This is a genomic window from Pseudomonas sp. TNT2022 ID1044, from assembly GCF_028656895.1.
Taxonomy (GTDB): domain Bacteria; phylum Pseudomonadota; class Gammaproteobacteria; order Pseudomonadales; family Pseudomonadaceae; genus Aquipseudomonas; species Aquipseudomonas reinekei.
The window spans coordinates 337,155-363,223 of sequence record NZ_JAMDHB010000004.1; the positions used below are offsets into that span (position 1 = coordinate 337,155).

23 protein-coding genes and 1 riboswitch are annotated in these 26,069 nt (G+C 60.5%); of the genes, 16 read left to right on the top strand and 7 right to left on the bottom strand.

Features of this window, described 5'->3' with window-relative positions:
- Positions 1–51: 51 nt before the first annotated feature.
- From M5G20_RS07735 to M5G20_RS07770, 8 genes are all read left to right on the top strand, one after another.
- Positions 52–387 carry a YceK/YidQ family lipoprotein gene (locus M5G20_RS07735; RefSeq protein ID WP_273918633.1) on the top strand — a complete coding sequence of 112 codons (336 nt, stop codon included), beginning with the start codon at positions 52–54 and terminating at the stop codon, positions 385–387.
- A gap of 154 nt (positions 388–541) precedes the next feature.
- Positions 542–2,299, top strand: a complete 1,758-nt coding sequence (locus M5G20_RS07740; protein WP_273918634.1) for a carbamoyltransferase family protein — start codon at positions 542–544, stop codon at positions 2,297–2,299.
- A complete protein-coding gene (locus M5G20_RS07745) occupies positions 2,283–3,413 on the top strand; it encodes a glycosyltransferase (RefSeq protein ID WP_273918635.1) in 1,131 nt (376 codons plus the stop codon). The genes M5G20_RS07740 and M5G20_RS07745 overlap by 17 nt, the downstream gene beginning before the upstream one ends.
- Positions 3,413–4,309, top strand: coding sequence for an antimicrobial resistance protein Mig-14 (locus M5G20_RS07750; RefSeq protein WP_273918636.1), 897 nt, complete (start codon positions 3,413–3,415; stop codon positions 4,307–4,309). The genes M5G20_RS07745 and M5G20_RS07750 overlap by 1 nt, the downstream gene beginning before the upstream one ends.
- Positions 4,310–4,317: 8 nt before the next feature.
- On the top strand, positions 4,318–5,748 hold the full coding sequence (locus M5G20_RS07755; RefSeq protein WP_273918637.1) for a PIG-L deacetylase family protein: 1,431 nt from the start codon (positions 4,318–4,320) through the stop codon (positions 5,746–5,748).
- Positions 5,745–6,701, top strand: coding sequence for a glycosyltransferase family protein (locus M5G20_RS07760; RefSeq protein WP_273918639.1), 957 nt, complete (start codon positions 5,745–5,747; stop codon positions 6,699–6,701). The genes M5G20_RS07755 and M5G20_RS07760 overlap by 4 nt, the downstream gene beginning before the upstream one ends.
- Before the next feature lie 39 nt (positions 6,702–6,740).
- On the top strand, positions 6,741–7,508 hold the full coding sequence (locus M5G20_RS07765) for a glycosyltransferase family 2 protein (RefSeq protein ID WP_273918640.1): 768 nt from the start codon (positions 6,741–6,743) through the stop codon (positions 7,506–7,508).
- Positions 7,509–7,512: 4 nt separating this feature from the next.
- Entirely contained in the window at positions 7,513–8,664 is a 1,152-nt protein-coding gene (locus M5G20_RS07770) for an O-antigen ligase family protein (RefSeq protein ID WP_273918641.1), read from the top strand.
- 41 nt (positions 8,665–8,705) lie between these two features.
- Here M5G20_RS07770 and M5G20_RS07775 read toward each other — a convergent pair whose 3' ends face one another.
- A complete protein-coding gene (locus tag M5G20_RS07775; RefSeq protein WP_273918642.1) occupies positions 8,706–9,347 on the bottom strand; it encodes a toluene tolerance protein in 642 nt (213 codons plus the stop codon).
- 116 nt (positions 9,348–9,463) lie between these two features.
- Here M5G20_RS07775 and msbA point away from each other — a divergent pair, with 116 nt between their 5' ends.
- Together msbA and hldE are read left to right on the top strand one after the other, a co-directional pair.
- Positions 9,464–11,263: a lipid A export permease/ATP-binding protein MsbA gene (gene msbA / locus M5G20_RS07780; protein ID WP_273918643.1), complete on the top strand. Its 1,800-nt coding sequence runs from the start codon at positions 9,464–9,466 to the stop codon at positions 11,261–11,263.
- Positions 11,264–11,458: 195 nt separating this feature from the next.
- Positions 11,459–12,883: a bifunctional D-glycero-beta-D-manno-heptose-7-phosphate kinase/D-glycero-beta-D-manno-heptose 1-phosphate adenylyltransferase HldE gene (hldE, locus tag M5G20_RS07785; protein WP_046819873.1), complete on the top strand. Its 1,425-nt coding sequence runs from the start codon at positions 11,459–11,461 to the stop codon at positions 12,881–12,883.
- 58 nt (positions 12,884–12,941) lie between these two features.
- On the opposite strand, the gene M5G20_RS07790 is transcribed toward hldE, so the two are convergent.
- The 4 genes from M5G20_RS07790 to M5G20_RS07805 all read right to left on the bottom strand — a co-directional run bounded on the left by M5G20_RS07790 (position 12,942) and on the right by M5G20_RS07805 (position 16,405).
- Positions 12,942–13,907, bottom strand: a complete 966-nt coding sequence (locus tag M5G20_RS07790; protein ID WP_273918645.1) for a metal ABC transporter ATPase — start codon at positions 13,905–13,907, stop codon at positions 12,942–12,944.
- Positions 13,908–13,940: 33 nt separating this feature from the next.
- Positions 13,941–14,753: an aldo/keto reductase gene (locus M5G20_RS07795; RefSeq protein WP_273918646.1), complete on the bottom strand. Its 813-nt coding sequence runs from the start codon at positions 14,751–14,753 to the stop codon at positions 13,941–13,943.
- Positions 14,750–15,925 (bottom strand): NAD(P)/FAD-dependent oxidoreductase, encoded by a 1,176-nt coding sequence (locus tag M5G20_RS07800; protein ID WP_273918647.1) that lies wholly within the window; start codon positions 15,923–15,925, stop codon positions 14,750–14,752. Before M5G20_RS07800 ends, M5G20_RS07795 begins: the two co-directional genes overlap by 4 nt.
- A gap of 147 nt (positions 15,926–16,072) precedes the next feature.
- Positions 16,073–16,405 (bottom strand): DMT family transporter, encoded by a 333-nt coding sequence (locus tag M5G20_RS07805; protein WP_008004867.1) that lies wholly within the window; start codon positions 16,403–16,405, stop codon positions 16,073–16,075.
- A gap of 102 nt (positions 16,406–16,507) precedes the next feature.
- On the opposite strand from M5G20_RS07805, the gene M5G20_RS07810 reads away from it, so the two are divergent.
- Together M5G20_RS07810 and waaA are read left to right on the top strand one after the other, a co-directional pair.
- Positions 16,508–17,410: a LysR family transcriptional regulator gene (locus M5G20_RS07810; protein WP_273918648.1), complete on the top strand. Its 903-nt coding sequence runs from the start codon at positions 16,508–16,510 to the stop codon at positions 17,408–17,410.
- A gap of 11 nt (positions 17,411–17,421) precedes the next feature.
- Positions 17,422–18,699 (top strand): lipid IV(A) 3-deoxy-D-manno-octulosonic acid transferase, encoded by a 1,278-nt coding sequence (gene waaA, locus M5G20_RS07815; protein ID WP_273918649.1) that lies wholly within the window; start codon positions 17,422–17,424, stop codon positions 18,697–18,699.
- A 117-nt stretch (positions 18,700–18,816) separates the two neighbouring features.
- On the opposite strand, the gene M5G20_RS07820 is transcribed toward waaA, so the two are convergent.
- The gene (locus M5G20_RS07820; RefSeq protein ID WP_075947313.1) at positions 18,817–20,256 is read right to left on the bottom strand and encodes a TolC family outer membrane protein; all 1,440 of its coding nucleotides are present in this window, start codon (positions 20,254–20,256) and stop codon (positions 18,817–18,819) included.
- 205 nt (positions 20,257–20,461) lie between these two features.
- A riboswitch (TPP riboswitch) is annotated at positions 20,462–20,567 on the top strand.
- Positions 20,568–20,732: 165 nt separating this feature from the next.
- On the opposite strand from M5G20_RS07820, the gene thiC reads away from it, so the two are divergent.
- Positions 20,733–22,622 (top strand): phosphomethylpyrimidine synthase ThiC, encoded by a 1,890-nt coding sequence (thiC, locus tag M5G20_RS07825; protein ID WP_273918650.1) that lies wholly within the window; start codon positions 20,733–20,735, stop codon positions 22,620–22,622.
- Between the two features lie 133 nt (positions 22,623–22,755).
- The gene (cytX, locus tag M5G20_RS07830; protein ID WP_273918651.1) at positions 22,756–24,048 is read left to right on the top strand and encodes a putative hydroxymethylpyrimidine transporter CytX; all 1,293 of its coding nucleotides are present in this window, start codon (positions 22,756–22,758) and stop codon (positions 24,046–24,048) included.
- On the opposite strand, the gene M5G20_RS07835 is transcribed toward cytX, so the two are convergent.
- Complete coding sequence (locus M5G20_RS07835; protein ID WP_273918652.1) at positions 24,017–24,763, bottom strand: RsiV family protein; 747 nt, start codon at positions 24,761–24,763, stop codon at positions 24,017–24,019. The genes cytX and M5G20_RS07835 overlap by 32 nt on opposite strands.
- Before the next feature lie 221 nt (positions 24,764–24,984).
- Between M5G20_RS07835 and M5G20_RS07840 the strand changes: the two genes are divergently transcribed.
- Entirely contained in the window at positions 24,985–25,602 is a 618-nt protein-coding gene (locus M5G20_RS07840) for an NUDIX domain-containing protein (protein ID WP_273918653.1), read from the top strand.
- A complete protein-coding gene (locus tag M5G20_RS07845; RefSeq protein ID WP_008063540.1) occupies positions 25,593–26,045 on the top strand; it encodes a DUF1249 domain-containing protein in 453 nt (150 codons plus the stop codon). The genes M5G20_RS07840 and M5G20_RS07845 overlap by 10 nt, the downstream gene beginning before the upstream one ends.
- The last annotated feature ends 24 nt before the right edge of the window (positions 26,046–26,069 follow it).

Consider the following 26,069-nt stretch of genomic DNA (forward strand, 5'->3'; position numbering starts at 1 on the left):
GCCTGAATGAGCGCGATGCTAGTTTGCCCTGACGTTCACGGAGGGCAGATTTTGACGATAAAAATGGCAGTTGCATCAGGCGCGATTTCGCTGGCGTTGGCAGGGTGCGGGAGCGTCTCTACGGTACTTCAGGATGACGCCGACGCCGCTCAAGGGCTGCGAAAGCAAAAAACCTATTGCCAGTCCATCCCGCGAGTCTATAGCGGCCTGGCTTATGATTTTTGCATCTTGAACGCACCACCCGATCCCACCGGTATCCTCGTACCGCTCGTTCTGCTGGACCTGACCCTGTCTTGCGCACTGGATACCGTTGCCTTGCCCTACACGATTTACCGGCAGGGTGTGGACGGCAATATCCAGATCTACTGGCGACCGGCGCGAGGTTAAACAGGGGGCGAAAGAGCTTGCCGCTTGCCGCTAGAGGCTTGCCGCTGCTTTTACGCTATAATCCCGCCCTTTAGCTGTCTCTCGCCCCTTGCGAGGGCACATAAATTTTTGAGGCGCATTGCGCCTGCACGCAGACTAAAGAGGCTAGACCCCTGTGGCATTGACGATTCTTGGCCTGTCCGGCGCCCTTAGCCATGATCCTTCCGCAGCCCTGTACATCGACGGCAAGCTGGTCGCGGCGGCTGAAGAAGAGCGCTTCGTGCGCGATAAACATGCAAAGAACCGCATGCCTTATGAATCGGCGAAGTTCTGCCTGGAACAGGCCGGCATCAAACCTTCCGACGTTGACGTGGTGGCGATTCCATTCGCACCGATCAGCCTGTTCGGCAAGGCCCGCTGGCACTACGCCAAGCGTTACTGGTACGCCCCGGACCGCGCCCTCGACGCGATCCTGATGGGCAACCGCCGCTACAAGCGCTATCGCAACAAGATTGTCTGGTGCCTCGAGCAACTGGGTTTCGATCCGAAGAAAATCAAGATCGAGCCGGTCGAGCACCACCTGGCCCACGCCTCCAGCGCCTACCACTGCTCCGGTTTCAAAGAAAAAACCGCGATTCTGGGCATCGACGGCAAGGGCGAGTACGCCACGACCTTCTTCGGTTACGGCGAAAACGGCAAAATCCACAAGATCAAGGAATTCTTCGATCCTGACTCCCTCGGCGGCCTGTACGGTGCGATCACCGAGTTCCTCGGTTTCGAGATGCTCGACGGCGAGTTCAAGGTCATGGGCATGGCGCCTTACGGCGACGCCAGCAAATACGATTTCTCGCGCCTGGCCTCTTTCGAAAACGGCGAACTGGTGATCAACACCGATTACGCCAACGTCATCGGCCTGCGTCGCTATAAAGAGAAGGGCAAGGGTTTCTACTTCTCGCCAAAGCTGATCGAGTGGCTGGGTCCGAAGCGCGAAGGCGACATCGCCGACGAGCCGTACATCCACTATGCCGCGAGCATGCAGGCGCTGTTCGAGAAACTGGCGCTGCAAATGATCGACCACTACCTGGGCGACGTGCTCAAGGAAACCGGCAAGCTGGCCTTCGCTGGCGGCTGTGCGTTGAACGTCAAGCTGAACCAGAAAATCATCGCCCGCGACGATATTAAAGAGCTGTTCGTACAGCCTGCGTCCGGCGATGCCGGCACCGCCGTCGGCGCCGCGGCGTATGTGTCCCACGCCCGTGGCGTACCGGTCGAGAAGATGGAACACGTCTACCTCGGCCCGTCGTACAGCAATGAAGACGTGATCGCCGCCTGTGCCCGTCATGAGAACAAACCCGCGTGGCGCAAGCTCGACAACATGCCGGAGCAGATCGCCAGGATCATGGTCGACGGCAACCCGGTGGCCTGGTTCCAGGGTCGCATGGAGTTTGGTCCGCGTGCACTCGGCGGTCGTTCGATCATCGGTTGCCCGAGCGTGCCGGGCGTGGCAGATCGCATCAACCACCAGATCAAGTTCCGCGAGCGCTGGAGGCCTTTCTGCCCGTCGATGCTCGACACCGTCGCGCCACAGATGATCAAGATCGATCACCCGGCACCGTTCATGACCTTCACTTTCGAAGTGGCTGAAGAGTGGAAAACCCGCGTGCCGGAAGTCGTCCATGAAGATGGCACCTCCCGCGCCCAGGTGCTCAAGCGCGAATACAACCCGCGCTACTACGACATGATGAAGGCGCTGGAAGTGCTGACCGGCAACGGTGTGTCGCTGAACACTTCGCTCAACCGTCGCGGCGAGCCGATGATCTGCTCGCCGACGGACGCCCTGAACATGTTCTTCGGTTCCGATCTACAGTATCTGATCATGGAAGACATCCTGGTGGTCAAAGAGGGCGCGAACGCATATGACACGCTCGGCTGAACGCCATGTGTTGCAGTTCTGCCACGGCTATGACGGGCCGTTTCTGGACTGCGCCCGGCAATACGCCAGCCTGTTCGCGGGGACCGGTTATCGGGTGACCACGGTGTTTCTCACCGGGGTCGCAGACGCCGAAGTCGCCGCCGGATGCGCCTCCGACGAAGTGTTGTTCATGGAATACAGCTCCAAGGCCATTCGTGGCCTGAAGCTGGGTGCCATCGGCGATCTGCGCAAGATCGCCGCTTCGCGCAATTTCAGTTTCTGTATTGCCCATCGCTTCAAACCCATTTACATCGCCTTGCTGGGCACTTCGTTGCCGGTGATTGGCGTGCACCACGCGTTTGACGATTACAAGCGCGGCACTCGCAAGCTGTTCGCTCATATTTTCCGCAAGCGCCTGAGTCTGCTCGGGGTTTCCGACGCCGTGCGCGATGACATGCGACGTTGCCTGCCGAAGTGGCCGGCGGCGCGAATCCAGACACTTTATAACCGTATCGATGTGCCGGCCTTGCAGGCCAGCCAGGTGTCGGCGCGCGAGGCGCGGGAGATTCTGGGGCTGTCGGCGGATGCCTGGATTGTCGGCAACGTCGGGCGATTGCACCCGGACAAGGATCAGGCCACGTTGCTTGATGGCTTCGCCGCGGCGCTGCCGGGCTTGCCCGCCCACAGTCAGCTGGTGATTCTTGGCAGCGGACGACTGGAAGAGGACCTCAAGGCGCAGGCGCGCGAATTGGGGATCGGCGATCGCGTGCTGTTCCTCGGTCAGGTACCCGAGGCCCGACGTTATTTTCGTGCCTTCGACGTCTTTGCCTTGAGTTCCGATCACGAACCCTTCGGCATGGTGCTGCTCGAAGCCATGGCGGCTGGTGTACCCTTGCTGGCCACTGCATGTGGCGGGGCCAGGGAAGTGGTCGAAGGCGTAGGTATTTTGTTCCCGCTGGGCGATGCCGAACATCTGGCGCAAGGGCTGCAACACTTGGCCGCGATGGACGATCAACAGCGTCATCAGTGCGCCGAGCTGATGCTGGACCGCTTGCGTGAACGCTTTTCCGACCGCGCGGTGCAGGATGCTTTCTGGCAATTGCCACACGTTATCGAACTGGCACCGAGGGGCTGATGCTCAACAGATTTCAAGGCTGGCGCGAACGTGGCTGGTCGGTAGCCGATGCTTCGATATATGCCGAGGCCTGGCAGCGTTACGGCGGCAGCGTCGCCACCCACCCGATGGTGGTTGAGCGGCTGGCGCAGTTGGCCGATATTCCGGTGCGTTACCTCGCCTGGGAGCATGAGGGCGAAGTCAAAGCCGCGATCCCGACCTGGGGACGCGATCTCGCCCTGTCCAAGGATGTGCTCAAGCGCAGCGGCAAAAAAGGCCTGTTCGACCTTGGCAATGCCGAGATCATCCTGCCGGCCGCCGCCGATGCCCAGGCACCTCTGCGCCATCGCGGGCGTTACCTGTCGGCCCTGAACGAAAACCGTTTCACGGGCATCAAGCTACAGGCCGAACAGCTGGCGATGGCCCGCACGCCTGAAGAGTTGTCGAAAAAGTTTCGCTATAACCAGCGCCGTGAACTCCGCTTGCTGGAAGAGGCGGGTGGTGTGGTTCGACCGGTTTCGGAGTTTTCCAGCAGCGAGCTGGCCGCCATTTACTGCGACCTGTTCCAGCGCCGCTGGGGCTTTCCAGCGACCGGCGCCGAGCGCATGGCTGAGGTCATCGAACTGTTGCGCGAGTTGCTGATCGGCTCGGTGATTTTCCTCAACGATGCACCGATTGCCATCCAGCTGGTGTACCGCGTCGTAACGCCCCAGTGGATCAGCGTCGAATACATCAATGGCGGCGTCGACCCTGAAACCCGGGCGTTCAGCCCTGGCAGCGTGTTGAGCTTCCTCAACACCCAAAGTGCCTGGGAACACGCCCGGGCGCTGGACAAGCCCTTGCGCTTTTCCTTCGGCCGCGCCGACCGGGAATACAAGGATCGCTGGTGCAACCCTGTGCCGGTCTTCACCGTATGAGCCAACCCATGAGCCGCAAACAACAACTGCTCAAGCGCCACCGGCGCAACAAGCGCATCGGCTTGCTGGTCGCGCTGGGGTTGTTGATTGTTCTGGGCCTGCTGGTGGCCTGGTGGCTGCCACTGGTGCTCGCGGTCCTGGGCTGGATCGCCCATGAGGCCTGGTTTGCCGACCATTTGTTCTATTCGCCCAAAGACGATTACCAATACAGCTTCCCGCCGTACACGCCTCAACCGAAGGTGCACTTGAACGGCGAACGCCTGCGGCTGGACGACGGCGTCATGCTGGTCGAAGACGCGACGCTGGTGTTGGCGTTGCGGATCAAAAGCACCTGGCTGGGGCGTTTCCTTGATCCGGTGGTCGAATTGACCGGCGGTGACAACCCGGATCGGCAGACCTTCGAACGCGGCGTAAATGGCTTGCGTTACCTCAACCTCAGCGGTCAGGCGCAGGTGCTGTCCAAAGGCGAGTTGCGCTTGCGCGCTCGCTTTTGCCGCCTGCTCGGCGAACCGGTGCTGTGGGCGTTTGAACACCCGGATTACAGTCGTCAACGGGTGCTGGTCATCGCGCCCCACGCCGATGACGCGGAACTGGCCGCCTTCGGTTTGTACAGCCGCGCCCGCGAAAGCTGGATCGTGACCCTGACCGCAGGGGAGATCGAAGCCGAGCACTACCAGCAGATGGGCCTCGACGGCATTGAGGCGTCACGCCTGAAAGGTTCGCTGCGGGCCTGGGACAGTGTCAGCGTGCCGTTGTGGGGTGGCGTTCCCCAGGAGCGTTGCATTCAGTTGGGGTATTTCTGCCTGCAACTGCCCGCCATGCAGAGCGCGCCAAAGGAGCCCGTGGCCTCCCGTGAAGCGCAGCTTGGCGACACCCGTTACTTCCGCCGCTTCAATCCATTTTCCCTGGCCAGCGATGCCGACGGGGTGCCGTCCTGGAACAACTTGCTGGCCGACTTGAGTGAATTAATCGAGCGAATCCAGCCTCAGGTCATTGTTTTGCCACATCCGACCTTTGATCCGCATCCAGACCATCTATGCTCCCAGCAAGCTGTGATGCAGGCATTGAACGGCACTGCCTGGCAGCCGGAAACGCTGTTGCATTACGCCAACCATTTACACGACAACGATCGCTGGCCGATGGGCGACGCCGGCACGGGTGTGGCACTGCCTCCGCAAATCGGCGCAAATGCACCGCTGCGGCCGTGGACACCTTGCCTGTCGTCTGAAATGCAGTGGCGCAAGGCCATGTCGTTGGGCATGATGCACGACCTTCAACCCCGGATGCCGTTCAAGCGTCTGCTTCGCCGAGGGATTCAACGGTGCCTCGCGGCCCGGCGTTGGCCGGTTTTCGGGGAAAACGAGTTCTTCCGTAAAACAGTGCGACGCCACGAGTTGTTCTGGGTTCAAGAGCTGGCTGGCAAGAGAGAGACCAATTGAAAGTTCTGTTTCTGGTGCAGAAAGAGCAGCGAGCGATCCTTGATCGGCTGTATGACGGGATCGCCGAGCAGTGCGACTGCGACAAGCGGGAACTGACCAGTGCGGAGCAGGACGACTTGCGTGGCTATTTCCGCAAGCACGTCGACGTGAGCCTTTACGATCGCATCGTTTTTTTCCTGCGCTTCAAAAAGGAGATCAGACAGGTTGCGTTCATACAGACCCTGCCCAATCTGGTTATCCTTGAGCACGATGCGTATCAGAATTACATCCCGTGCAAATACACCGGCAAGTTCAGTGCGCACTACCGTAAATTGCCCTGGGCGCGCGTGATCAGTTCCGGGTACATGGTCAGCCAGCGTTTGCGCGAAGAGGGTTTTGATGCCCATTTCGTGCCCAAGGGCTACGACCAGGCACTGTTGCAGAACCGCCAGCGCGAGCGTGATATCGAGTTGGGCTTTGTCGGCAGCCTCAATAGCGTGGCTTATGCCGGACGCAAGGCCATGCTCGAATCGGTGGCAGAGGTCGAAAACCTGCTGATCACCCGCACCAAGTCGGGTGAGGAATACTGCGAAACGTTGAGCCGGATCCGTTGTTTCGTCAGTGCCGACGTGGGCATGGGCGAATACATGATCAAGAACTTCGAGGCCATGGCCTGCGGTTGCGTTCTCTTTGCGTACGACCAGGGAGAAGACGAAAATCGCGCGCTGGGCTTTGTCGACATGCAGAACATTGTGTTGTATCGGACTCGAGAAGAGCTCCAGGAGAAGCTGGCGGTACTACGTGAATCACCAGAGCTGACCGAAGCCATTTCATTGGCCGGGCAGGCACTGGTCGAGCAGCGTTACACCTTCCGTGCAGTGGGGCATGCAATTGTCGAGGCGATGCGTGCGCCGCTGCGCGAACGGGCTCCGTTGAGCTGGAAAGAAAAATTACGCTTGTCGCTGGGGCTTTAAGGCCGGGTGACTCAACAACCAAGGGTGCGGTGTAAATAAATGCTGTTCAGCGAGACTAGCGACATTTCGGTCGTCATCACCAGTTGCGGTCGCTTCGATCTTTTGAAGCGAACCCTGGAGACGTTTGACCGCTTCAACACGGCTCCCATCCGTAAAGTGTTCATCACCGAGGATTCCGGCGATAGCGCTGTCGAAGCCTGTATCCCGGAACACTGGCGGGCGCATACGCAATTCTTCATCAACAACCCGCGCCTGGGGCAGTTGAAGTCCATCGACGCCGCCTATGCACAGGTCGAGACTTCGTGGATTTTCCATTGCGAAGATGACTGGGACTTCTACCGTGAAGGGTTTATCGAAGAATCCCAATGCCTGCTGGAAGAAGATCCGCAGGCCCTGCAAGTATGGCTACGCAGCTTCAACCACGATCTGATGGTTCACAGCCCTTATGTGTTCCTGAACGAGCGGAAAGTCAGCCACGGCATCCCTTTTTATGTGCTCGGCTCGCACAAGGCTGAGTGGCAGGGGTTTTCCTTTAACCCGGGTTTGCGTCGTCGTGCCGACTATTTGCTGCATGCGCCGTACTCCGGGTTCTCCGGTGAAAAAGAATTGTCGCGATTGTATGCGGCGAAAAACCGCTACGCGTTGATCCTGGAGAATGATGCGGTGTTGCACACGGGCTTCGGTGAGCACGTTGTCGTTCCCGAAGAACGGGTGAACAAGAAGCGGCGCAAGCGTCTGGATCGAATCAAGCTTGTTACGGCACTCGTTGTCGGGCTGCTGGCGGGTTGGGTGCTTCATGGTATCTAGCGGTATGAAAAGCGGAAAATTCACCGTTTCAGCTTACTTCGGAACAGCGCTTTGCCTGTTCCTGTTGAGCTTTGTCATCGGCTGGTCCTCGAAGTGGACCAACAATCTGTTCTATGGACTGATGGTATTGCCGGGCCTGGTGTTCCTGATCAAGGAGCGTGGTGCGGGTCTGTTCAATCAGCCTCTGGCGCTGGGGTGGATGGCATTCATTCTGTGGTTCCTGGTGCCGGCTACGATTGCCGGAGAGTTGCAGTTCTTCAAGCATATCTTCTACGTGATGATGTTTATCATGGTGGTCAGTGCTTTCAGTGATCCGCAGTTTTTCCGTAGCCCAGGGTTTGTTCGAGCGCAATTCTGGGTCCTGGCGTTGTACATCTTCTGTTGTGCGCTCTATAGCTGGGTGACTGGTGAATATGCCGTCGGGACGCGGGTAGCGTTGCTGCCATCGCGCCTGCAGAACGTCATCTATGCCAGTGTCTGGTTGTTGTGTTCGCTGGCATTGGCGTTGCCATTCTGGTTCAGGACGCGTCGATGGGTTGAAGCCGGGCTGGCCATTGTCCTGTCGATCTTCGCGGTTGTCTTTGTTCTGCAGACCCGCACAGCGCTGGTCGGTGTTGCGTTCCTGATGGGTATCTGGCTGCTTTACGGCCTGTACCACAGGCCGCGGCTGGTTGGCAGTGCAGTGGTAATCACACTGGTCGTTCTGGGGGTGTTGTATGCGGTCGTGCATAACGAAGCCTGGTACCAATCGCTCTGGACCCGGGGCGATTCCTATCGCATCGAAATCTTCAACATCATGGTCGGTGAGTGGCACAACTGCGGTTGGTTGCTAGGGTGCGGGATCGACTTCCATACCGCCCAGGTGCTCGATGGCTGGATGCCAATCCAGCATCCGCACAATATTTTTGTCGCCTTGGGGTTGTACACCGGAGCCGTGGGCCTGGTGCTGTTCATCGGGTTGATGCTGGCCACGCTATGGCAGGCCTGGCGCCTGCGCGATATATGGGGCATGTACCTGGCCTGCGCGCTGGTCATGCTGAACTTCGATGGCAGCTTGCTGATCGGCAACCCTGACGAACTGTGGCCGCTGGTGTTGCTGCCGGCGGCAATGGTTTTGGGGCGAGCGCTCAACGCGCAGCGCGCCACGCAGGCATAAGCTGGCGCTTCGCCTCCTCCCCGGAGGCGAAGCGATTCAAATCACTTCTGCAGGGCGCTGTTCAGTTCTTCGGGCGAACAGATGTTCTGGGTCCGGCCGTAATTCTGCATGAAGACTTCGCCGTGTCGGTCGAGCAGCCACTGGCGATCCTGCGGGTAACGCACCATGTGCTTGAAGTTGCGCAGTCGCAGGGATTTACGCAGCGGGCGGCGATAAACCCGTAGATCGGCAATGTCGATCAGGCCCAGCTGGTGTTCCGGCGTGAGCACGATGTTGCCCAGGTGCGCCGAGCGGAAGTAAATCCCCCGTTCATGCAGCGTGGCCATGAACACCCCCAACTGGCCGCGCAACGGATCGGCATCGCCCTGGTTATCGAGCAGTTGGCGCAGGGTTTGTCCCGGTAGCGGGTCGTAATGCACGGCATCACGTTCGATACTCGCAATTCGATAGACGTCCCGGATCGTCGGGCAGGGAATCTGCCGCTCACGCAGCGCTGTGCAATTGTCGGCAAAACGCCGGGCGTACGGATACCAGGCCGCCGACGTCAGCAGGCGCTTGCGGCGAAACAGCTTGAGGATCGAGCCGTCCGTCAGTCGCAACACCTTGTCCCCCGAACCATCCGCTTCAAGGACCTGTGCTCCCTCGCGCAGGGCGAGGTATCGGGTGTGATCAAGCGCTTGCATCAATACTCCGGAGTTCGACGCCGTAAGGCATGGATAGCCGGCCATGTTACCGCAGCTCAGCGACTAAAATGGCCTGTGTTACACTCGCGGGCTCTTTTCTCATACAACGGGTTCTCATGACTAGCCCTGATTCGCCTGCGCCGTCGAGCTTGAAGATTTACCTGCGCCTGCTGTCGTATGTACGCCCGTATTGGGGCATGTTTGCACTCAGTATTGTCGGCTTCGTGATTTTCGCCTCGACTCAGCCAATGCTCGCCGGGATCCTCAAATATTTTGTGGACGGGTTGAGCAATCCTGAAGCGGTGCTGTTCCCCACTGTTCCTTATTTGCGCGATTTGCAGCTGTTGCAGGCCGTGCCGCTGCTGATCGTATTGATTGCCGCGTGGCAGGGCCTTGGGTCTTTTCTGGGCAACTACTACCTGGCCAAGGTGTCCCTCGGCCTGGTCCATGACCTGCGTGTCGAGCTGTTCAACAAGCTGCTGGTACTGCCCAACCGCTACTTTGATACGCATAACTCCGGGCACCTGATTTCGCGCATCACCTTCAACGTGACCATGGTCACCGGTGCCGCCACCGATGCCATCAAAGTGGTGATCCGAGAAGGCCTGACGGTGGTGTTCCTGTTCGGTTACCTGCTGTGGATGAACTGGAAACTGACCCTGGTGATGCTGGCGATCCTGCCGCTGATCGCAATCATGGTCAGCAGCACCAGCAAGAAATTCCGCAAACAGAGCAAGAAGATTCAGGTGGCCATGGGCGATGTGACCCACGTGGCCTCCGAAACCATTCAGGGCTATCGCGTGGTGCGCAGCTTCGGCGGCGAGACCTATGAAGAGCGTCGCTTTGCCGCCGCCAGCCAGGGCAACACCGACAAGCAATTGCGCATGACCAAGACCGGTGCGGTCTACACGCCGATGCTGCAGCTGGTGATCTACACCGCCATGGCCGTGTTGATGTTCCTGGTGCTGTTCCTGCGCGGTGATGCCACTGCCGGTGATCTGGTGGCCTACATTACCGCCGCCGGCCTGTTGCCAAAGCCGATTCGCCAGTTGTCGGAAGTCAGTTCGACCATCCAGAAAGGCGTCGCCGGTGCCGAAAGCATTTTCGAGCAACTGGACGTCGAGCCTGAAGTCGACAACGGCACGGTCGAGCGTGATCGGGTCCAGGGTCATCTGGAGGTGCGTAACCTCAGCTTCACGTATCCGGGGACCGAGCGTGAAGTGCTGAAAAACATCAGCTTCACGGCGGCGCCGGGGCAGATGGTGGCACTGGTCGGCCGTTCCGGTAGCGGCAAGTCGACCCTGGCCAGCCTGATTCCGCGTTTCTATCATCACGACATCGGCGAAATTCTGCTCGATGACGTTGAGATCGAAGACTATCGCCTGCGTAACCTGCGCCGGCATGTGGCCCAAGTGACCCAGCATGTGACTCTGTTCAACGACAGCATCGCCAACAACATCGCTTATGGCGATCTGGCTGGCGCGCCTCGCGAAGACATTGAAAAGGCTGCCACCGATGCTTATGCGATGGACTTCATCTCGCAGATGCCCGAAGGCCTGGATACCCAGGTCGGGGAAAACGGCGTGTTGCTCTCTGGCGGTCAGCGTCAGCGCCTGGCGATCGCGCGGGCACTGTTGAAAAACGCGCCATTGCTGATCCTCGACGAGGCCACCTCGGCCCTCGACACCGAATCCGAGCGCCATATTCAGGCGGCGCTGGACCAGGTCATGAAAGGTCGCACCACGCTGGTCATCGCTCACCGCCTGTCGACGATCGAAAAAGCCGACCTGATTCTGGTGATGGACCAGGGCCAGATCGTCGAGCGCGGCACCCACGCTCAATTGCTGGCGCAAAACGGTTATTACTCGCGCCTGCACGCGATGGGACTGGACGCGCCGGCCGAAGACATCGCCTGAAACCCTCTTTTGCAGAAGCTGCCGCAGGCTGCAATCTTTTGACTTTGTTTTTAACGAAGCTCAAGAGATCGCAGCCTCGTTGCTCTCGGCAGCTATAGTCGTCTTCGCGAATTTATCCGTTGCAGCCGTCGCACAAGCCTGCGGCTGCCCTGTGTTAATATCGCGCCCCTGTTCATTTTGTATGTGGGTTGCTCCATGAAGTTGTCCATGCCGCGATTCGATCAAGCCCCTGTCTTGGTGGTCGGCGATGTCATGCTCGACCGTTACTGGCATGGTGGTACCTCACGGATTTCCCCTGAGGCGCCAGTACCGGTAGTCAAGGTCGAGCACATCGAGGACCGCCCCGGCGGTGCCGCCAACGTTGCGTTGAACATTGCCGCCCTCGGCGCCCCAGCCTCGCTGGTCGGCGTGACCGGCGACGATGAAGCCGCCGACAGTCTGGTCAATAGCCTCAAGGGTGCAGGCGTGCGGGCGCTGTTCCAGCGCATCGCGCACCAGCCAACCATCGTCAAGCTGCGGGTCATGAGTCGGCACCAGCAATTGCTGCGTATCGACTTCGAAGAACCGTTCGCCACCGACTCGCTGGCGTTGTCGGTGCAAGTCGACGAACTGCTCGAAGGCATCAAGGTGCTGGTCTTGTCTGACTACGGCAAAGGCGCACTGAAAAACCACCAGGTGCTGATCCAGGCCGCCCGTGCCCGTGGCATTCCGGTGCTGGCCGACCCCAAGGGCAAGGATTTTTCGATCTACCGTGGTGCGAGCCTGATCACGCCGAACCTCAGCGAATTCGAAACCATCGTCGGTGGTTGCGCCGATGAGCACGAGCTGGTGAGCAAGGGCGCGCAGTTGATGCACGACCTCGACCTCGGCGCGTTGCTGGTGACCCGTGGCGAACACGGCATGACGTTGTTGCGTCCGGATCATCCGGCCTTGCACCTGCCGGCCCGCGCCCGTGAAGTGTTCGACGTCACCGGTGCCGGTGATACGGTGATTTCTACCCTGGCGGCGGCGATTGCTGCAGGCGAGGAACTGCCGCATGCGGTGGGCCTGGCCAACCTGGCGGCGGGCATCGTGGTCGGCAAACTGGGTACGGCGGCGATCAGTGCACCGGAACTGCGTCGCGCCATCCAGCGTGAAGAAGGTTCGGAGCGCGGTGTGCTGGGTCTCGAGCAGTTGCTGCTGGCCGTCGATGACGCCCGTGCGCACAACGAGAAGATCGTGTTCACCAACGGTTGCTTCGACATCCTGCATGCCGGCCACGTGACCTACCTGGAGCAGGCAAGGGCGCAAGGCGATCGTCTGATCGTTGCGGTCAACGACGATGCGTCGGTCAGCCGCCTGAAAGGGCCGGGTCGTCCGATCAACAGTGTCGACCGGCGCATGGCGGTACTGGCCGGTTTGGGCGCGGTGGACTGGGTGATCAGTTTCGCGGAAGGCACGCCGGAGAACCTGCTGCGCGAGGTCAAGCCGGACGTCCTGGTCAAGGGCGGGGATTACGGGATCGACCAAGTCGTCGGCGCGGACATCGTCACCGCTTACGGCGGTACCGTGAAAGTGCTGGGGCTGGTGGAAAACAGCTCCACGACCGCGATTGTCGAGAAGATCCGCAAGTCCGAGTGACGCGTGATGATTGTGGCGAGGGAGCAAGCGCCCTCGCCACAACAGCGTCCTGATCAGCCTATCGTGCAGCCTTGCGTGGCACGATTTTCTTCAGCAGCAGCTTGGCCTTCCCTCGCAACCGCGCCAGGCCGCTGTCCTTGTCCGGCGGGTTCAATCCTTGCTGCCTCACCCAATCCTTCCAGCGAATCCGCTCATCGCGCACCAGCCAGCCTTCCTGCCGGGCAAAACTCTCGGCCAGAAACAGCCCGCGCGTGCTCGCCGGGTACAGCTGATCCTTCTTCAAGGTATACAGCTCGGCCATCGGGTGACCGTCCTGTAAAGGCATCAAATACAGGTCGGGACGTTTGCGATCCAGGCGCGCCACCAGTTGATCGCCTTCGAGCCGTTCGTCGACGTGGAACAGGCTCAGGGACTTGGCCTCCTTGGGCACGTCGAGGCGCAAGTCATAGATCAACTGCAATGAGGCCGTCGGCAAGTGCACATAGGCCCGTGGTCGTTCGATCAGCTGCAGGTTGGCGCAACGCACCGGTCGTGCCGAGCCGGACAGCGGCGACAGGCGAAACGGCAGGGCTTCGCGGTAATGCAGGGCGGACGAGTAGGGCGCTGGCAGCCAGGTGTCATTGAAGCGCCCGCCGAGCCAGCCTTCCGGGGTTTCCAGCAGACATTCTTCGGCAATCTCCTGGATCGCCGTGTGCAGCGGCAGGTTCAGTTCGTGGGCCGGCACGTACCCGGAAATCAGCTTGAGCACCACGTCCCCGCGATCCTGCCGGCGTTGACGCACCAGTACCCAGTAATCTCGATTCTGCCAATGCAGCGTCAGGCGCACCGACACCCCGAGGTTGGCCAGTTCCAGGGAAAAACGCTCGGTGTCGGCGACGGTCACGGGGCGGCGGCGTTGCAAGGTCTGGGAGAAATTCAGCGGCCTCCCGACGCTCTGGTAACTCAGGCCTTCGGGAGTCGCTTCGACGAATAATGGCAGGGTCTTGAAGTTGCTCGGGTTCTTTCTTATGAGCGTACGCGGCATGTCGGCTCCTGCTTTTGGCCGCGTGGGGCGGCATCAGTGGCTACGTAGGACCTGGGCAACGGTCGCGACGTTATGGGCGAGGTGCAGCGGGTTGATTGTCCCGACAATAGCACTGGCCACCCCCGGATGTTCAAACAACAACTCGAAACTGGCGCGCACCGGGTCCACCCCGGGACTCAGGCATACGTGACCACTGGCGAGGGCTTTTTTGACCAGAATGGCTTTGCCGTGAGCAGCAGCATAGTCAATCACGGCTTTTTCGGTTTGTTCGTTCAGATTGTAAGTGACCATCGCGCAGTCACCTTGTTCCAGAGCCTTCAAGCCACCCTCGACGGTTTTGCCGGAAAAGCCGAACCCGCGAATCTTGCCCTCGGCCTTGAGCGCGGCGAGGGTTGCGTAGACTTCGCTATCGTCGAGGATCGCTAGATCGTTGCCATCGGAGTGCACCAGCACCAGGTCGATGAAGTCTGTTTCCAGGCGTTGCAGGCTGCGCTCCACGGAGAGCCGGGTATGCGCAGCGCTGAAGTCGTGGCGCGATTGCCCGTCGGCAAACTCTTCGCCAACCTTGCTGACGATTACCCAGTCCTGACGCTGGCCGCGCAGGAGTGGGCCGAGGCGTTCTTCGCTGCGGCCATAGGCGGGGGCCGTGTCGATCAGATTGATGCCAAGGTCGCGGGCCAATTTGAGCAGCATCCGCGCTTCGTCGTCATCGGGAATCTGGAAGCCACTGGGATACTTCACCCCTTGGTCACGGCCGAGTTTCACCGTGCCCAGGCCCAGCGGCGAAACCAGCAGGCCGGTGCTGCCCAGCGGGCGATGCAAGTCGTGCAGGGTGGGCTGGCTCATGGCAGAAGTTGCTCCCAGGCCGGAACGCCCATCGGTGGTTTTGGCAGCGACGGCAACGCCGATACCGGACCCGGTTGAATGCCGTCGCGGGCAAGGCTGTCGATCACCCGGTCGGCAAAGTCAGGCGCCAATGCCAGCTTGGTAGGCCAGCCGACCAGCAGTCGACCTTCCTCGGCGAGGAATGCGTTGTCGGGGCGGGTCAGGCCTGATTGCAAGGGTTCGGCGCGATCCACGCGCAAGGTTGCCCATTGCACCGTGCTCAGGTCGATCCAGGGCAACAACTGGCCGATTTCTTTTTGCGCGGTGGCGATCTGTTCGGCGGGCTCGCGGGCCACGCCTTCGCTTTCGGCGATATCGCCACCCATGTACCAGACCCACTGGCCATCGGCAGCCGGATGCGTGGTCACGGTAATGCGCGGTTTGGTGCCGCCACCCAGGCAGTGGGCGTAGAGCGGTTTAAGGCTCGGTCCTTTGGCGATGATCATGTGCAGCGGGCGACGTTGCATGGCCGGTTGGCTCAACCCCAATGTTTCGAGCAGCGCAGCGGTCCCGCCGCCAGCGCTCAAGACGATGCGTTGCGCGCGGATCTCGCGTTCGTCCACTTTCAGGCCGACCAGCACGCCGCCTTCCAGCAACGGTTCGATTTTCTGGCCGGCGAGCAGGCCATCGCCTGCCAGATCGGCCAGGCGCTGGATCAGGCTCGGCACGTCGATGACCAATTCGGCCAGGCGATAGACTTTGCCTTTGAAACGTTTGTCTTGCAGGGCCGGTGGCAGTTGATCGCCCTTGACCTGATCGACTCGGCCGCGCACGGCTTTGCTGGCGAAGAAACTGGTGAGGTTGCCCGCGATCGTGCCTGGGGACCAGAGATAGTGGGCTTCGGACAACAGGCGCACGCCGGACAGGTCCAGCTCGCCGTCACCGGCCAGCGCTTCGCGCCAGCGACGCGGCATATCGGCAATGGCTTCGGAGGCTCCGGTCAGCGCGCCATGCAGTGCGTACTTGGCGCCGCCGTGGATGATGCCCTGGGACTTCACGCTCTGCCCGCCACCGAGGGTGGCGCTTTCCACCAGCACGGTCGAAAAACCCTGGCGGCGCAGGCGCGCATTCAGCCAGAGGCCGGCGACACCAGCGCCGACAATCAGAACGTCGGTGGAAATAACGGATGGCATTCGGCGACCTCAGTGTTCAAGACGAGGGCGCAGTATACAAGGCATCTTCAGGATCTGTTGCGGGTGACCTGCAGGAGCCGGCTTGCTGGCGATAGCGGTGCATCAGATACACCGCCATCGCCGGCAAGCCGGCTCCTACAGAGTGTGTCAGTGCCCGGCGGTTTTGGAGAACAGCTGGATGACAACGACACCCAGCACAATCAACGCCATGCCCAGCATCGCCGGCACATCGAGCTTTTGCCCATAGATAAACAGCGCCGCCACACTGACCATCACGATGCCCATGCCGGCCCACACGGCGTAAGCGACACCCACGGGAACGCTGCGCACCACCAGGGTCAGCATCCAGAAGGCGATACCGTAGCCGACGATGACCAGCAGCAGTGGCAACGGCGTGCTGAAGCCTTTGACCGCTTTCATCGAAACAGTGGCAATCACTTCGGCGCAGATGGCGATGGCCAGGTAGTAGTAAGCGGTCATGGTTCAATCCTCGTGTGAAGTGTTGCTTTCTGAGGTCGGCATTCTAGTGATTACCCAGATGCGGTAAAGTCATTACCTATCTGCATGGGAGATAGGTTGAGCATGAACACCCAATGGGATCTGGAGCAGTTGCGCCTGTTTGTCAGCGTAGCGGAGCAGCGATCGTTTTCCGCCGTGGCGCGGGATCAGCGCAAGGCGCAATCGGCGGTCAGCAGTTCGATTGCACTGCTGGAGGAAGACCTGGGCGTCAGTCTGTTCGACCGCAGTAGCGGGCGTCAGCCGACACTCACCGAGGCCGGCACCGCGTTGCTGGAAGAGGCCCGCGAAGTGCTGCGCCAGTGCGAACGGCTCAATGGTCGGGCGCTGGCGATGATGCGCGGGCAGGAGGCCCGTTTGCGGGTGGCCCAGGACGAGGCAATGCCTTACCAGCCGATCATCGAAAGCTTCGCGGCCCTGGCGGAAAAATTCCCCAGTGTCGAGGTGCAATTGACCAGCGCCGCCCAGGGCGATGTGGCGCGCAAGCTGGTGGAGCGGCGGGCCGATCTGGGGTTGTTGTTCTTTCATGACCAGATCCCCGAGGCGCTTGAGCGCCGGGTGCTGGGCAGCGTTGAAATGGTCACGGTGTGTGGCAAGGGTCATCCGCTGGCGGCCAAGGGCGTGGTGGATTGCCAGCAATTGGCGCAGCACCGTCAGTTGTTGATGTCGACCGAGTCCAGCATCTACCCCGGCAGCGAGCCGGCCAGCCCGCAAGTCTGGCGAGCCGACAGTTTCTACGTGATGGCCGAATGGCTGGTGCGCGGTCTCGGTTGGGCCTGGCTGCCGCGCCATGTGGTGCAGTACCCGACGTATCAGAATCAGATGGTTGAACTGGTCAGCGAGTGGACGCCACCGGCACTGGTGGTGGAGCTGGTCTGGCGCCGCGACGAACCCCTCGGTCCGGCGGCGCGCTGGCTCGCCGAACGTTTTGCCGTGCACTTGCAGGCGATCGGCGAAAAAAGCCGATAAACTCCGCCGCCATGAATAGAACTTTCTACACCGCGCTGTTTTATCTGGGGCTGCCATTGGTAGCGATTCGGCTGTGGCTTCGCGCGCGCAAGGCGCCGGCCTATGCCAAGCGCATCGGCGAGCGTTTCTCCTGCGCAATGCCGGCGATGAAGCCGGGCGGCATCTGGGTGCACGCGGTGTCGGTAGGCGAGAGCATCGCTGCCGCGCCGATGATTCGCGCCTTGCTGCAACGTTATCCAGACCTGCCGATCACCGTGACCTGCATGACGCCGACCGGTTCGGAGCGCATCCAGGCGTTGTTTGCCAATGAGCCGCGCATCCAGCACTGCTATTTGCCTTATGACTTGCCGTGCGCTGCAAAACGCTTCCTTGATCGGGTCCGGCCAAAACTGGCGGTGATCATGGAGACGGAATTGTGGCCCAACCACATTCATCAATGTGCCAGGCGCGGGATTCCCGTGGCGCTGGCCAATGCGCGATTGTCCGAACGATCCGCCAGGGGCTACGGCCGCTTCGGTAAATTGACCGGGCCGATGCTCGCCGAGATGAGCCTGTTCGCCGTGCAGACCGAAGCCGAGGCCCAGCGCTTCCGTGATCTGGGCGCTCGATCCGAAACCATCGAAGTCACGGGTTCGATCAAATTCGACCTGACCATCGACCCGCAACTGTTGCAGCGCGCCAGCGAGTTGCGTGGTCAGTGGCAGGCGCAGGAACGCCCGGTGTGGATCGCCGCCAGTACCCATGACGGCGAAGATGAAGTGGTGCTGGCGGCGCATCGTCGGTTACTGGCCAATCACCCTGATGCGTTGCTGATTCTGGTGCCGCGTCACCCGGAGCGATTCAATTCGGTCTACGGGTTGTGCCAGCAGCAAGGGTTTGCCACGGTGCGGCGTTCCAGCGGCGAGCCGGTCACCGCTGCCACGTCGGTGCTGCTCGGCGACACCATGGGCGAACTGCTGTTTCTCTATGCCCTGGCCGACAGTGCATTTGTCGGCGGCAGCCTGGTGCCGAACGGCGGGCATAACCTGCTGGAGCCGGCGGCCCTGGCCAAACCGGTATTGAGCGGTCCGCATCTGTTCAACTTCCTCGAGATCGCCGCGCAGTTACGCAGCGCCGGGGCGTTGCAGGAAGTGGAGGATGCCGAAGGGCTGGCGCTGGCGGTGCAGCGGCTGTTCGAACTGCCGCGGGATGCGCAGCGGATGGCGGAGGCGGGCTTGAAGGTAATGCGCCGCAATCAGGGTGCGTTGCAGCGGTTGCTGGATGGGCTGGGCCGGTTGATCGACCGTTAATGGGTGGGTATCGGCTTGCTGGCGATGGCGTCCTTGAAACCGCTATCGCCAGCAAGCCGGCCCCTACAGGATTTGCGTTCCCCTGAAGGAGCGGCCGCAGGCTGCGATCTTGAACTTTTACTGACCCGGTCTTGCCTTCAACTGCTCAGCCGCAGCCTTGGCCAGATCCGGTGGCAGGAAGTCCTTGTCCGGGTTGTAGTCGGCTTTCAGCCAGCGAGCCAGGTCCTGCAAATCCCCCGGGTTCAACGTACCGGCCTGTTGCTTGAGGCGCAGGTTGTCGAGGATGTAGTCGTAGCGGGTGTTGTTGTAGTCGCGCACCGAGGTGTACAGCTGGCGTTGCGCATCGAGCACGTCGACGATGTTTCGCGTCCCGACCTGATAACCGATTTCGGTCGCTTCCACCGCGCTCTGGTTGGAGATGATCGACTGTTTGCGTGCCTGTACCTGCTCGACATCGGTGTTCACCGCACGATGCAGGTCGCGGGTGTTTTCGACGATTTGCCGGCGCAGGGATTCGCGCTGTTGTTCGGTCTGGTCCAGTTGTGCGTACGACTGACGGACCTGAGAGTTGATCAACCCGCCGCTGTAGATCGGGATGTTCAGTTGCAGGCCGATCGTGGATTGCTCGACATCACCCTTGTACGGCTGGCCAAAGGCGTTGGGGTTGCTGAAACCCAGGGCGTCGTTGTCGCCCTTTTCGTATCGGGCCACGGCGTCGACGGTCGGCGCATGGCCGGCCTTGCGTTGCTTGAGGGTCTGCTCGGCGGCGCTGACGGCGTAGTTGCTGGCCAGCAGATTGAGGTTCTGTCTGGCGGCGGTTTCGACCCATGCCTTGGCATCGTTCGGCACTGGCGGCAGGATCGGCAAGTTATGGGAAATGCCCCAGATGGCGTTGTACTGACGGTTGGTCAGGGTCACCAGGGCTTCGAACGCATCATCCACCTGGCGCTGGGCAACGATGCGGTTGGCGCGTGCGGTGTCGTAGCTGGCCTGTGAGTTCAGCACGTCGGTCTTGTCCGAAAGGCCGACATCGAAGCGTTCGTTGGATTGGTCCAGCTGGCGCTTGAATGCGGCTTCTTCGGCCTTGGTCGAAGCCAGGTTGTCCTGGCTGCGCAACACGTTGAAGTAACTGTCGGCGGTTTGCAGGATCAGGTTTTGCTCGGTCGCCGAGAGTTGCAGGGCGGCCTGTTCGTTGACGTCCTTGGCGGCCTGGAACTGGAACCAGCGATCGGCACGGAACAGCGGCTGCGCCAGGGTGGCCTGGTAGGAGTGGGCATTGCGGTTGGCCGTGGCCGACGGCTGATCGATCGAGGTGCGGACACTGGAAACATCCGCGCCGCCCGACAGATTCGGCAGCAGCCCGGCGCGGGCCTGGGGCACGACTTCTTTCTGGGCGCCATATTGAGCGATGGCAGCCGCAAGGTCGGCGTTGTTGTCCACCGCCTCCTGATAGACGCTGACCAGATCGTTCTTTGTCGACAAGGGCGCTTCTGCTGCCCAGGCCATTCCATTGGACGCACATGACACGGCAACGGCCAGTGAGAGTTTGCGCAGCATAGGCGATCCCTAGTAGAAATATTACACAAGTAATTTGAACGCCAAGGCTAAGGCGCTACAGGTGCAGCGTCAATGCGCAGCTCGGCGTAGCGAGTGTAGTTGTGCATTCGAGCGGCAACAATCCTGCCTGCCCTTGTAATTGCGCCATTCATCATGGTGTTTACAGCGGTGTTGGCGTTCTTTGTCAGTTGTGTCTAGACTGGCCGGGTTCTTGTCGGGGTGCCTTGCTATGAGGCTGAGATCGAATAATTTCGGATCCCGTTGAACCTGATCAGGTTAGCGCCTGCGTAGGGAACAAGATTTCTCGTCACCCGGCGAGTCCTCTTGTGCTTCGTCCGGGATGTTGTTCGACAATCGAACACCCCTCGAGCACTGAGCACAGCACAGCTGGATTTCCCAGCGCACGTGCGTCCATTCGTTTACAGGTTCGCTCCGACAAAAATCCACTGCCTGGATGAGTGTCTGGAGAGCCCGTGATGACTACAAAAGCAAAAATCGCCACCAACCTGAGTGACTCGGCCAAGGTCGATCAGCAGTCGGTGCAGCCGTTTACCCGCTCGCAAAAAATTTACGTCCAGGGCACTCGCCCGGACATTCTCGTGCCGATGCGTGAAATCAGCCTCGATGTGACGCCAACCGACTTCGGCGGCGAGGTCAACGCACCGGTCGTGGTGTATGACACTTCAGGCCCGTACACCGATCCCAACGTCATCATCGACGTGCGCAAAGGCCTGGGCGACGTGCGTTCGCCGTGGATCGAAGCCCGTGGCGACACCGAACGTCTCGCTGGCCTGAGCTCGAATTTCGGCCAGGAACGTCTCGCCGATCCCGAGTTGACCAAACTGCGTTTCGCCCATGTCAACAATCCACGTCGTGCCAAACCAGGCGCCAACGTCAGCCAGATGCACTACGCGCGCCAAGGCATCATCACCGCCGAGATGGAATACGTTGCCATCCGCGAAAACATGAAGCTGGAAGTAGCTCGCGCCGCCGGCCTGCTGGACCAGCAACACGCCGGCCACAGCTTCGGCGCCAGCGTGCCGAAAGTCATTACCCCCGAATTTGTCCGTGACGAAATCGCCCGTGGCCGCGCGATCATTCCGGCCAACATCAACCACACCGAACTGGAACCGATGATCATTGGCCGTAACTTCCTGGTGAAGATCAACGGCAACATCGGCAACAGCGCCCTGGGTTCGTCCATTGAAGAAGAAGTGGCGAAACTGACGTGGGGCATTCGCTGGGGTTCGGACACGGTCATGGACCTGTCCACCGGCAAGCACATCCACGAAACCCGCGAGTGGATCATCCGCAACTCACCGGTGCCGATCGGTACCGTGCCGATTTACCAGGCCCTGGAAAAAGTCGGCGGCGTCGCCGAAGACCTGACCTGGGAGCTGTTCCGCGACACGCTGATCGAGCAGGCGGAGCAGGGCGTCGACTACTTCACCATCCACGCCGGCGTGCTGTTGCGCTATGTGCCGATGACCGCCAAGCGCGTGACCGGCATCGTTTCCCGTGGCGGTTCGATCATGGCCAAGTGGTGCCTGGCGCACCACAAAGAAAACTTCCTCTACACCCATTTCGAAGACATCTGCGAAATCATGAAGGCCTACGACGTCAGCTTCTCGCTGGGCGATGGCCTGCGTCCGGGCTCGATTGCCGATGCCAACGATGAAGCGCAGTTCGGCGAACTGGAGACCCTCGGCGAGCTGACCAAGATTGCCTGGAAGCACGACGTGCAGTGCATGATCGAAGGCCCGGGCCACGTGCCGATGCAGTTGATCAAAGAGAACATGGACAAGCAGCTCGAGTGCTGCGACGAGGCGCCGTTCTACACCCTCGGCCCGCTGACCACCGATATCGCACCGGGCTACGACCACATCACCTCGGGTATCGGGGCGGCGATGATCGGCTGGTTCGGTTGCGCCATGCTCTGCTACGTGACGCCGAAGGAACACTTGGGCTTGCCGAACAAGGATGACGTGAAGACCGGGATCATCACCTACAAGATCGCCGCTCATGCCGCCGACCTTGCGAAGGGGCATCCGGGCGCGCAGATTCGTGACAACGCCTTGAGCAAGGCGCGCTTCGAATTCCGTTGGGAAGACCAGTTCAACCTGGGTCTCGATCCGGACACCGCTCGCTCGTATCACGATGAAACCCTGCCGAAGGATTCGGCCAAGGTCGCGCATTTCTGCTCGATGTGCGGGCCGAAGTTCTGCTCGATGAAAATCACCCAGGAAGTCCGCGAGTATGCGGCCAACCAGCGGATCGAAGCGGTGGACGTGGACGTCGCCCAAGGCATGGCGGAACAGGCTGAGCGCTTCAAACAGGAAGGCAGTCAGCTTTACCAGAAAGTTTGATGCCCACTGCGGGAGCCGGCTTGCTGGCGATGGCGGTGCATCTGATGCACCGCGTCGCCTTTGATCGCTGGCAAGCCAGCTCCTGCAGGACCGCGAAGACCACAACAACAAATGTCCCTCTGAGATAACACCCTTGAGCATTCAACCCAGCACTTACTCACCTGATCTCGCGGTGCCGATCGACAAACGTGTCTTCGGCGGTCGCGATCTGTTTTCCCTGTGGTTCTCCCTCGGCATCGGCCTGATGGTTCTGCAGACCGGTGCACTGCTCGCGCCGGGCCTGGGCCTGTCCGGCTCGTTGCTGGCAATTTTCCTGGGCACGCTGGTCGGCGTTCTGCTGCTGGCGGCGGTCGGCGTGATCGGCAGCGACACCGGCCTGTCATCGATGGCCGCGCTCAAACTCAGCCTCGGTGCCAAAGGCGCGAGCCTGCCGGCGGTGCTGAACCTGCTGCAACTGATCGGTTGGGGTTCGTTCGAAATCATCGTCATGCGCGATGCTGCCAGCCTGTTGGGCGCAAAGGCTTTCAGCGAAGGCAGCCTGATGTCCAATCCGATCCTGTGGACGCTGTTTTTCGGCGCCCTGGCAACCTTGCTCGCGGTCAGCGGGCCGTTGACCTTCGTACGCCAGATCCTGCGTAAGTGGGGCATCTGGCTGCTGTTGGCGGCGTGCATCTGGCTGACCTGGAACCTGTTCGCCAAAGCGGACCTGGCCGCGCTTTGGACGCAGGCCGGCGATGGCTCGATGCCGTTCGCCGTGGGCTTCGACATTGCCATCGCCATGCCGCTGTCGTGGCTGCCGCTGATTGCCGACTACTCGCGTTTCGGCAAGCGGGCGAAAAACGTTTTCGGTGGCACTGCCATCGGTTTCTTCATCGGTAATTTCTGGCTGATGAGCCTGGGCGTGGCTTATACCCTGGCGTTCGCGCCGAGCGGTGAGGTCAATGCCTTGCTGTTGGCGCTGGCCGGTGCCGGCCTGGGGATTCCGCTGCTGCTGATTCTGCTGGACGAATCGGAAAACGCCTTTGCCGATATTCACTCGGCGGCGGTGTCGAGCGGGATTCTGCTGCGCTTGAAAGTCGAGCACCTGGCGTTGGCCATTGGCGTCGTCTGCACCTTGATCGCCTTGCTGGCGCCATTGGCTCAGTACCAGAATTTCCTGCTGCTGATCGGCTCGGTGTTTGCGCCGTTGTTCGGCGTGGTGCTGGTGGATCACTTCATCCTGCGCAAACGCAGCGGCCAGGTGGCGTCAGCCGCCTTGCGCTGGCCGGCGCTGCTCGCCTGGCTGGGCGGGGTCAGCACTTATCATCTGCTGGCCAATCTCTATCCGGATATCGGCGCAACCCTGCCGGCGCTGGTAGTGGCAGGGCTGCTGCAGCTGGTGCTGGGCCGGGCCTTCAGCTACGGCCGGGAAACAGCTCGGGCTTGAGGATGCCGTTCAGGCGAGGGTAGGGGATCTTCAGTTCGACATGGCCCAGCGCGTAAGGCGCGATGCTGCTGGTTTCGTATTTGAGGATCACCCCGCCGTAGGTCAGCGCCACGTTCTGGGTCTTCTGGAACGGCCAGCTCTTGACGAACTCCGGTTCCTGATCGAGCTTGGTGCTGATCAACCAGCTGTTGTGCGCCACCTGCGCGGCTTTCCAGAAGGCGTCTTCCTGTCCCGGCACCAGCATGTCCGACAGCGTCAGTACCTTATGCTGCTGGCGGGAATAGTTGATGAAGCCACGACCCGGCGTGCCATGGGCACCGCCTGTGTCCAGGTAGCTGGACAATTCGATGATCACCAAGCCGTCATGCTGCTCGCGTACTTTCGCTTGCAGGTAGCTGCTGTTGCGCGGACCGGCGGTACGCAAGAACTGCTCGCGGTAAGCCGCCAGCGTCGGCGCCACCGGGGCGTCGGGCGAGGTGCGGGTCATTTGCAGCAGGCGTTTTTCGATGATGCCGTCCAGCGCGGGCTCGGCAGGAAAATGCAGAGTGTCGATGTTTACCAGTGGGCAATCCTGATCCTTGCAACCCGGCTGGAGCTGTTCGGTGGCGTCGCGGGTTGTTTCCAGCGGCGCGCGATAATTGGGCTGGAACAAACTCTGGCAGGCGCCCAGGGTCAGGGCGACGGCGGCCACGGAGGCGATTTTAAAAAGCGACATGGGTGTCCTTCATAAATCAGGGAAAGGCAAAAAGTTACCCGCTTCGACTATCAACGGAGCAGTCAGTTCGCCACTAAGCTAATTAGAGTGGGTTTCGCCCTCACCGTCTATCCCGCTGACGGGAAAGGGGCTGCATCAAACCTCACGGGCGCGTTAGGATGGCGCGAAGTCGAGGTTCCAGGATATGGAGGCTCGTATCGGTTTGAAGTAAGAGGATAGTCATGACGGATTTTGCCAACGCCATTCCGACCGCCGTAGAGATCGTTCGGCGCGAAAAGTGCTTCGAAGGCTTCTACAAGCTTGATCGCGTGCACTTGCGCCACGAATTGTTCGCCGGCGGCATGAGCCGCGAAATCAGCCGTGAACTGTTCGTTCGTCATGATGCGGTGTGCATGCTGCCGTACGATCCACAGCGTGACGAGGTGGTACTGATCGAGCAGTTTCGTGTCGGCGCCATGGGCAAGACCGACAATCCGTGGCTGGTAGAACTGGTTGCCGGTCTGATCGACAAGGATGAACAACCGGAAGAAGTTGCTCACCGCGAAGCGCAGGAGGAAGCTGGGCTTGAAATCAGGGCGCTCTGGCCGATGACCAAATATTTTCCATCGCCGGGCGGCAGCAACGAATTCGTGCATTTGTACCTGGGGCGTTGCGACACCACCGGAGTTGGCGGCCTGCATGGGCTGGAGGAAGAGGCAGAAGATATCCGCGTTACGGTGTGGGCCTTTGAAGATGCCCTGCAAGCCGTACGTGACGGACGTATTGCCAATGCGCCAAGCATCATTGCCTTGCAATGGTTGGCTTTGAACCGCATTGAAGTGAGGGGGTTATGGTCGTAAACAAGCTGCGCGATCGCTATCGGGTGGACCTCGTGGGGCTGCAAGCGTCCTGCGAGGCGAACTACGCGCGCTTGATGCGACTGTTGCCGGACATGCGCAGCGAGCCCGCCGCGCGGCGCATCGCCGTGACCCACGGCGACCAGATGCTCGGCGTGCTGGCGCTGGAGGTGCTGCAGGTCTGTCCTTACACCACCACCCTGCAAGTGCGTCAGGAACACAGCCTGCCGTGGCTGCCGGTGCCGCAACTGGAAGTGCAGGTCTATCATGACGCCTGCATGGCCGAAGTGGTCAGCGCCGAACATGCGCGACGCTTTCGCGGCATCTATCCTTACCCGAATGCCTCGATGCACCAGCCTGACGAAAAGGCCCAGCTGAATATGTTTCTGGGCGAGTGGCTGAGCCATTGCCTGGCATTGGGGCATGAGTACGAAGTGGTACGTTAACTTCCGTCGCAGTTGTGAACTGCG

What these genes read in the sequence shown, in the direction of transcription:
- M5G20_RS07745 (WP_273918635.1), top strand. Translation starts at nt 2,283, where the DNA reads ATGACACGCTCGGCTGAACGCCATGTGTTGCAGTTCTGCCACGGCTAT.
- M5G20_RS07750 (WP_273918636.1), top strand. Translation starts at nt 3,413, where the DNA reads ATGCTCAACAGATTTCAAGGCTGGCGCGAACGTGGCTGGTCGGTAGCC.
- M5G20_RS07755 (WP_273918637.1), top strand. Translation starts at nt 4,318, where the DNA reads ATGAGCCGCAAACAACAACTGCTCAAGCGCCACCGGCGCAACAAGCGC.
- M5G20_RS07765 (WP_273918640.1), top strand. Translation starts at nt 6,741, where the DNA reads ATGCTGTTCAGCGAGACTAGCGACATTTCGGTCGTCATCACCAGTTGC.
- M5G20_RS07770 (WP_273918641.1), top strand. Translation starts at nt 7,513, where the DNA reads ATGAAAAGCGGAAAATTCACCGTTTCAGCTTACTTCGGAACAGCGCTT.
- M5G20_RS07775 (WP_273918642.1), bottom strand. Translation starts at nt 9,347, where the DNA reads ATGCAAGCGCTTGATCACACCCGATACCTCGCCCTGCGCGAGGGAGCA.
- msbA (WP_273918643.1), top strand. Translation starts at nt 9,464, where the DNA reads ATGACTAGCCCTGATTCGCCTGCGCCGTCGAGCTTGAAGATTTACCTG.
- hldE (WP_046819873.1), top strand. Translation starts at nt 11,459, where the DNA reads ATGAAGTTGTCCATGCCGCGATTCGATCAAGCCCCTGTCTTGGTGGTC.
- M5G20_RS07790 (WP_273918645.1), bottom strand. Translation starts at nt 13,907, where the DNA reads ATGCCGCGTACGCTCATAAGAAAGAACCCGAGCAACTTCAAGACCCTG.
- M5G20_RS07795 (WP_273918646.1), bottom strand. Translation starts at nt 14,753, where the DNA reads ATGAGCCAGCCCACCCTGCACGACTTGCATCGCCCGCTGGGCAGCACC.
- M5G20_RS07800 (WP_273918647.1), bottom strand. Translation starts at nt 15,925, where the DNA reads ATGCCATCCGTTATTTCCACCGACGTTCTGATTGTCGGCGCTGGTGTC.
- M5G20_RS07805 (WP_008004867.1), bottom strand. Translation starts at nt 16,405, where the DNA reads ATGACCGCTTACTACTACCTGGCCATCGCCATCTGCGCCGAAGTGATT.
- M5G20_RS07810 (WP_273918648.1), top strand. Translation starts at nt 16,508, where the DNA reads ATGAACACCCAATGGGATCTGGAGCAGTTGCGCCTGTTTGTCAGCGTA.
- waaA (WP_273918649.1), top strand. Translation starts at nt 17,422, where the DNA reads ATGAATAGAACTTTCTACACCGCGCTGTTTTATCTGGGGCTGCCATTG.
- M5G20_RS07820 (WP_075947313.1), bottom strand. Translation starts at nt 20,256, where the DNA reads ATGCTGCGCAAACTCTCACTGGCCGTTGCCGTGTCATGTGCGTCCAAT.
- thiC (WP_273918650.1), top strand. Translation starts at nt 20,733, where the DNA reads ATGACTACAAAAGCAAAAATCGCCACCAACCTGAGTGACTCGGCCAAG.
- M5G20_RS07835 (WP_273918652.1), bottom strand. Translation starts at nt 24,763, where the DNA reads ATGTCGCTTTTTAAAATCGCCTCCGTGGCCGCCGTCGCCCTGACCCTG.
- M5G20_RS07840 (WP_273918653.1), top strand. Translation starts at nt 24,985, where the DNA reads ATGACGGATTTTGCCAACGCCATTCCGACCGCCGTAGAGATCGTTCGG.
- M5G20_RS07845 (WP_008063540.1), top strand. Translation starts at nt 25,593, where the DNA reads ATGGTCGTAAACAAGCTGCGCGATCGCTATCGGGTGGACCTCGTGGGG.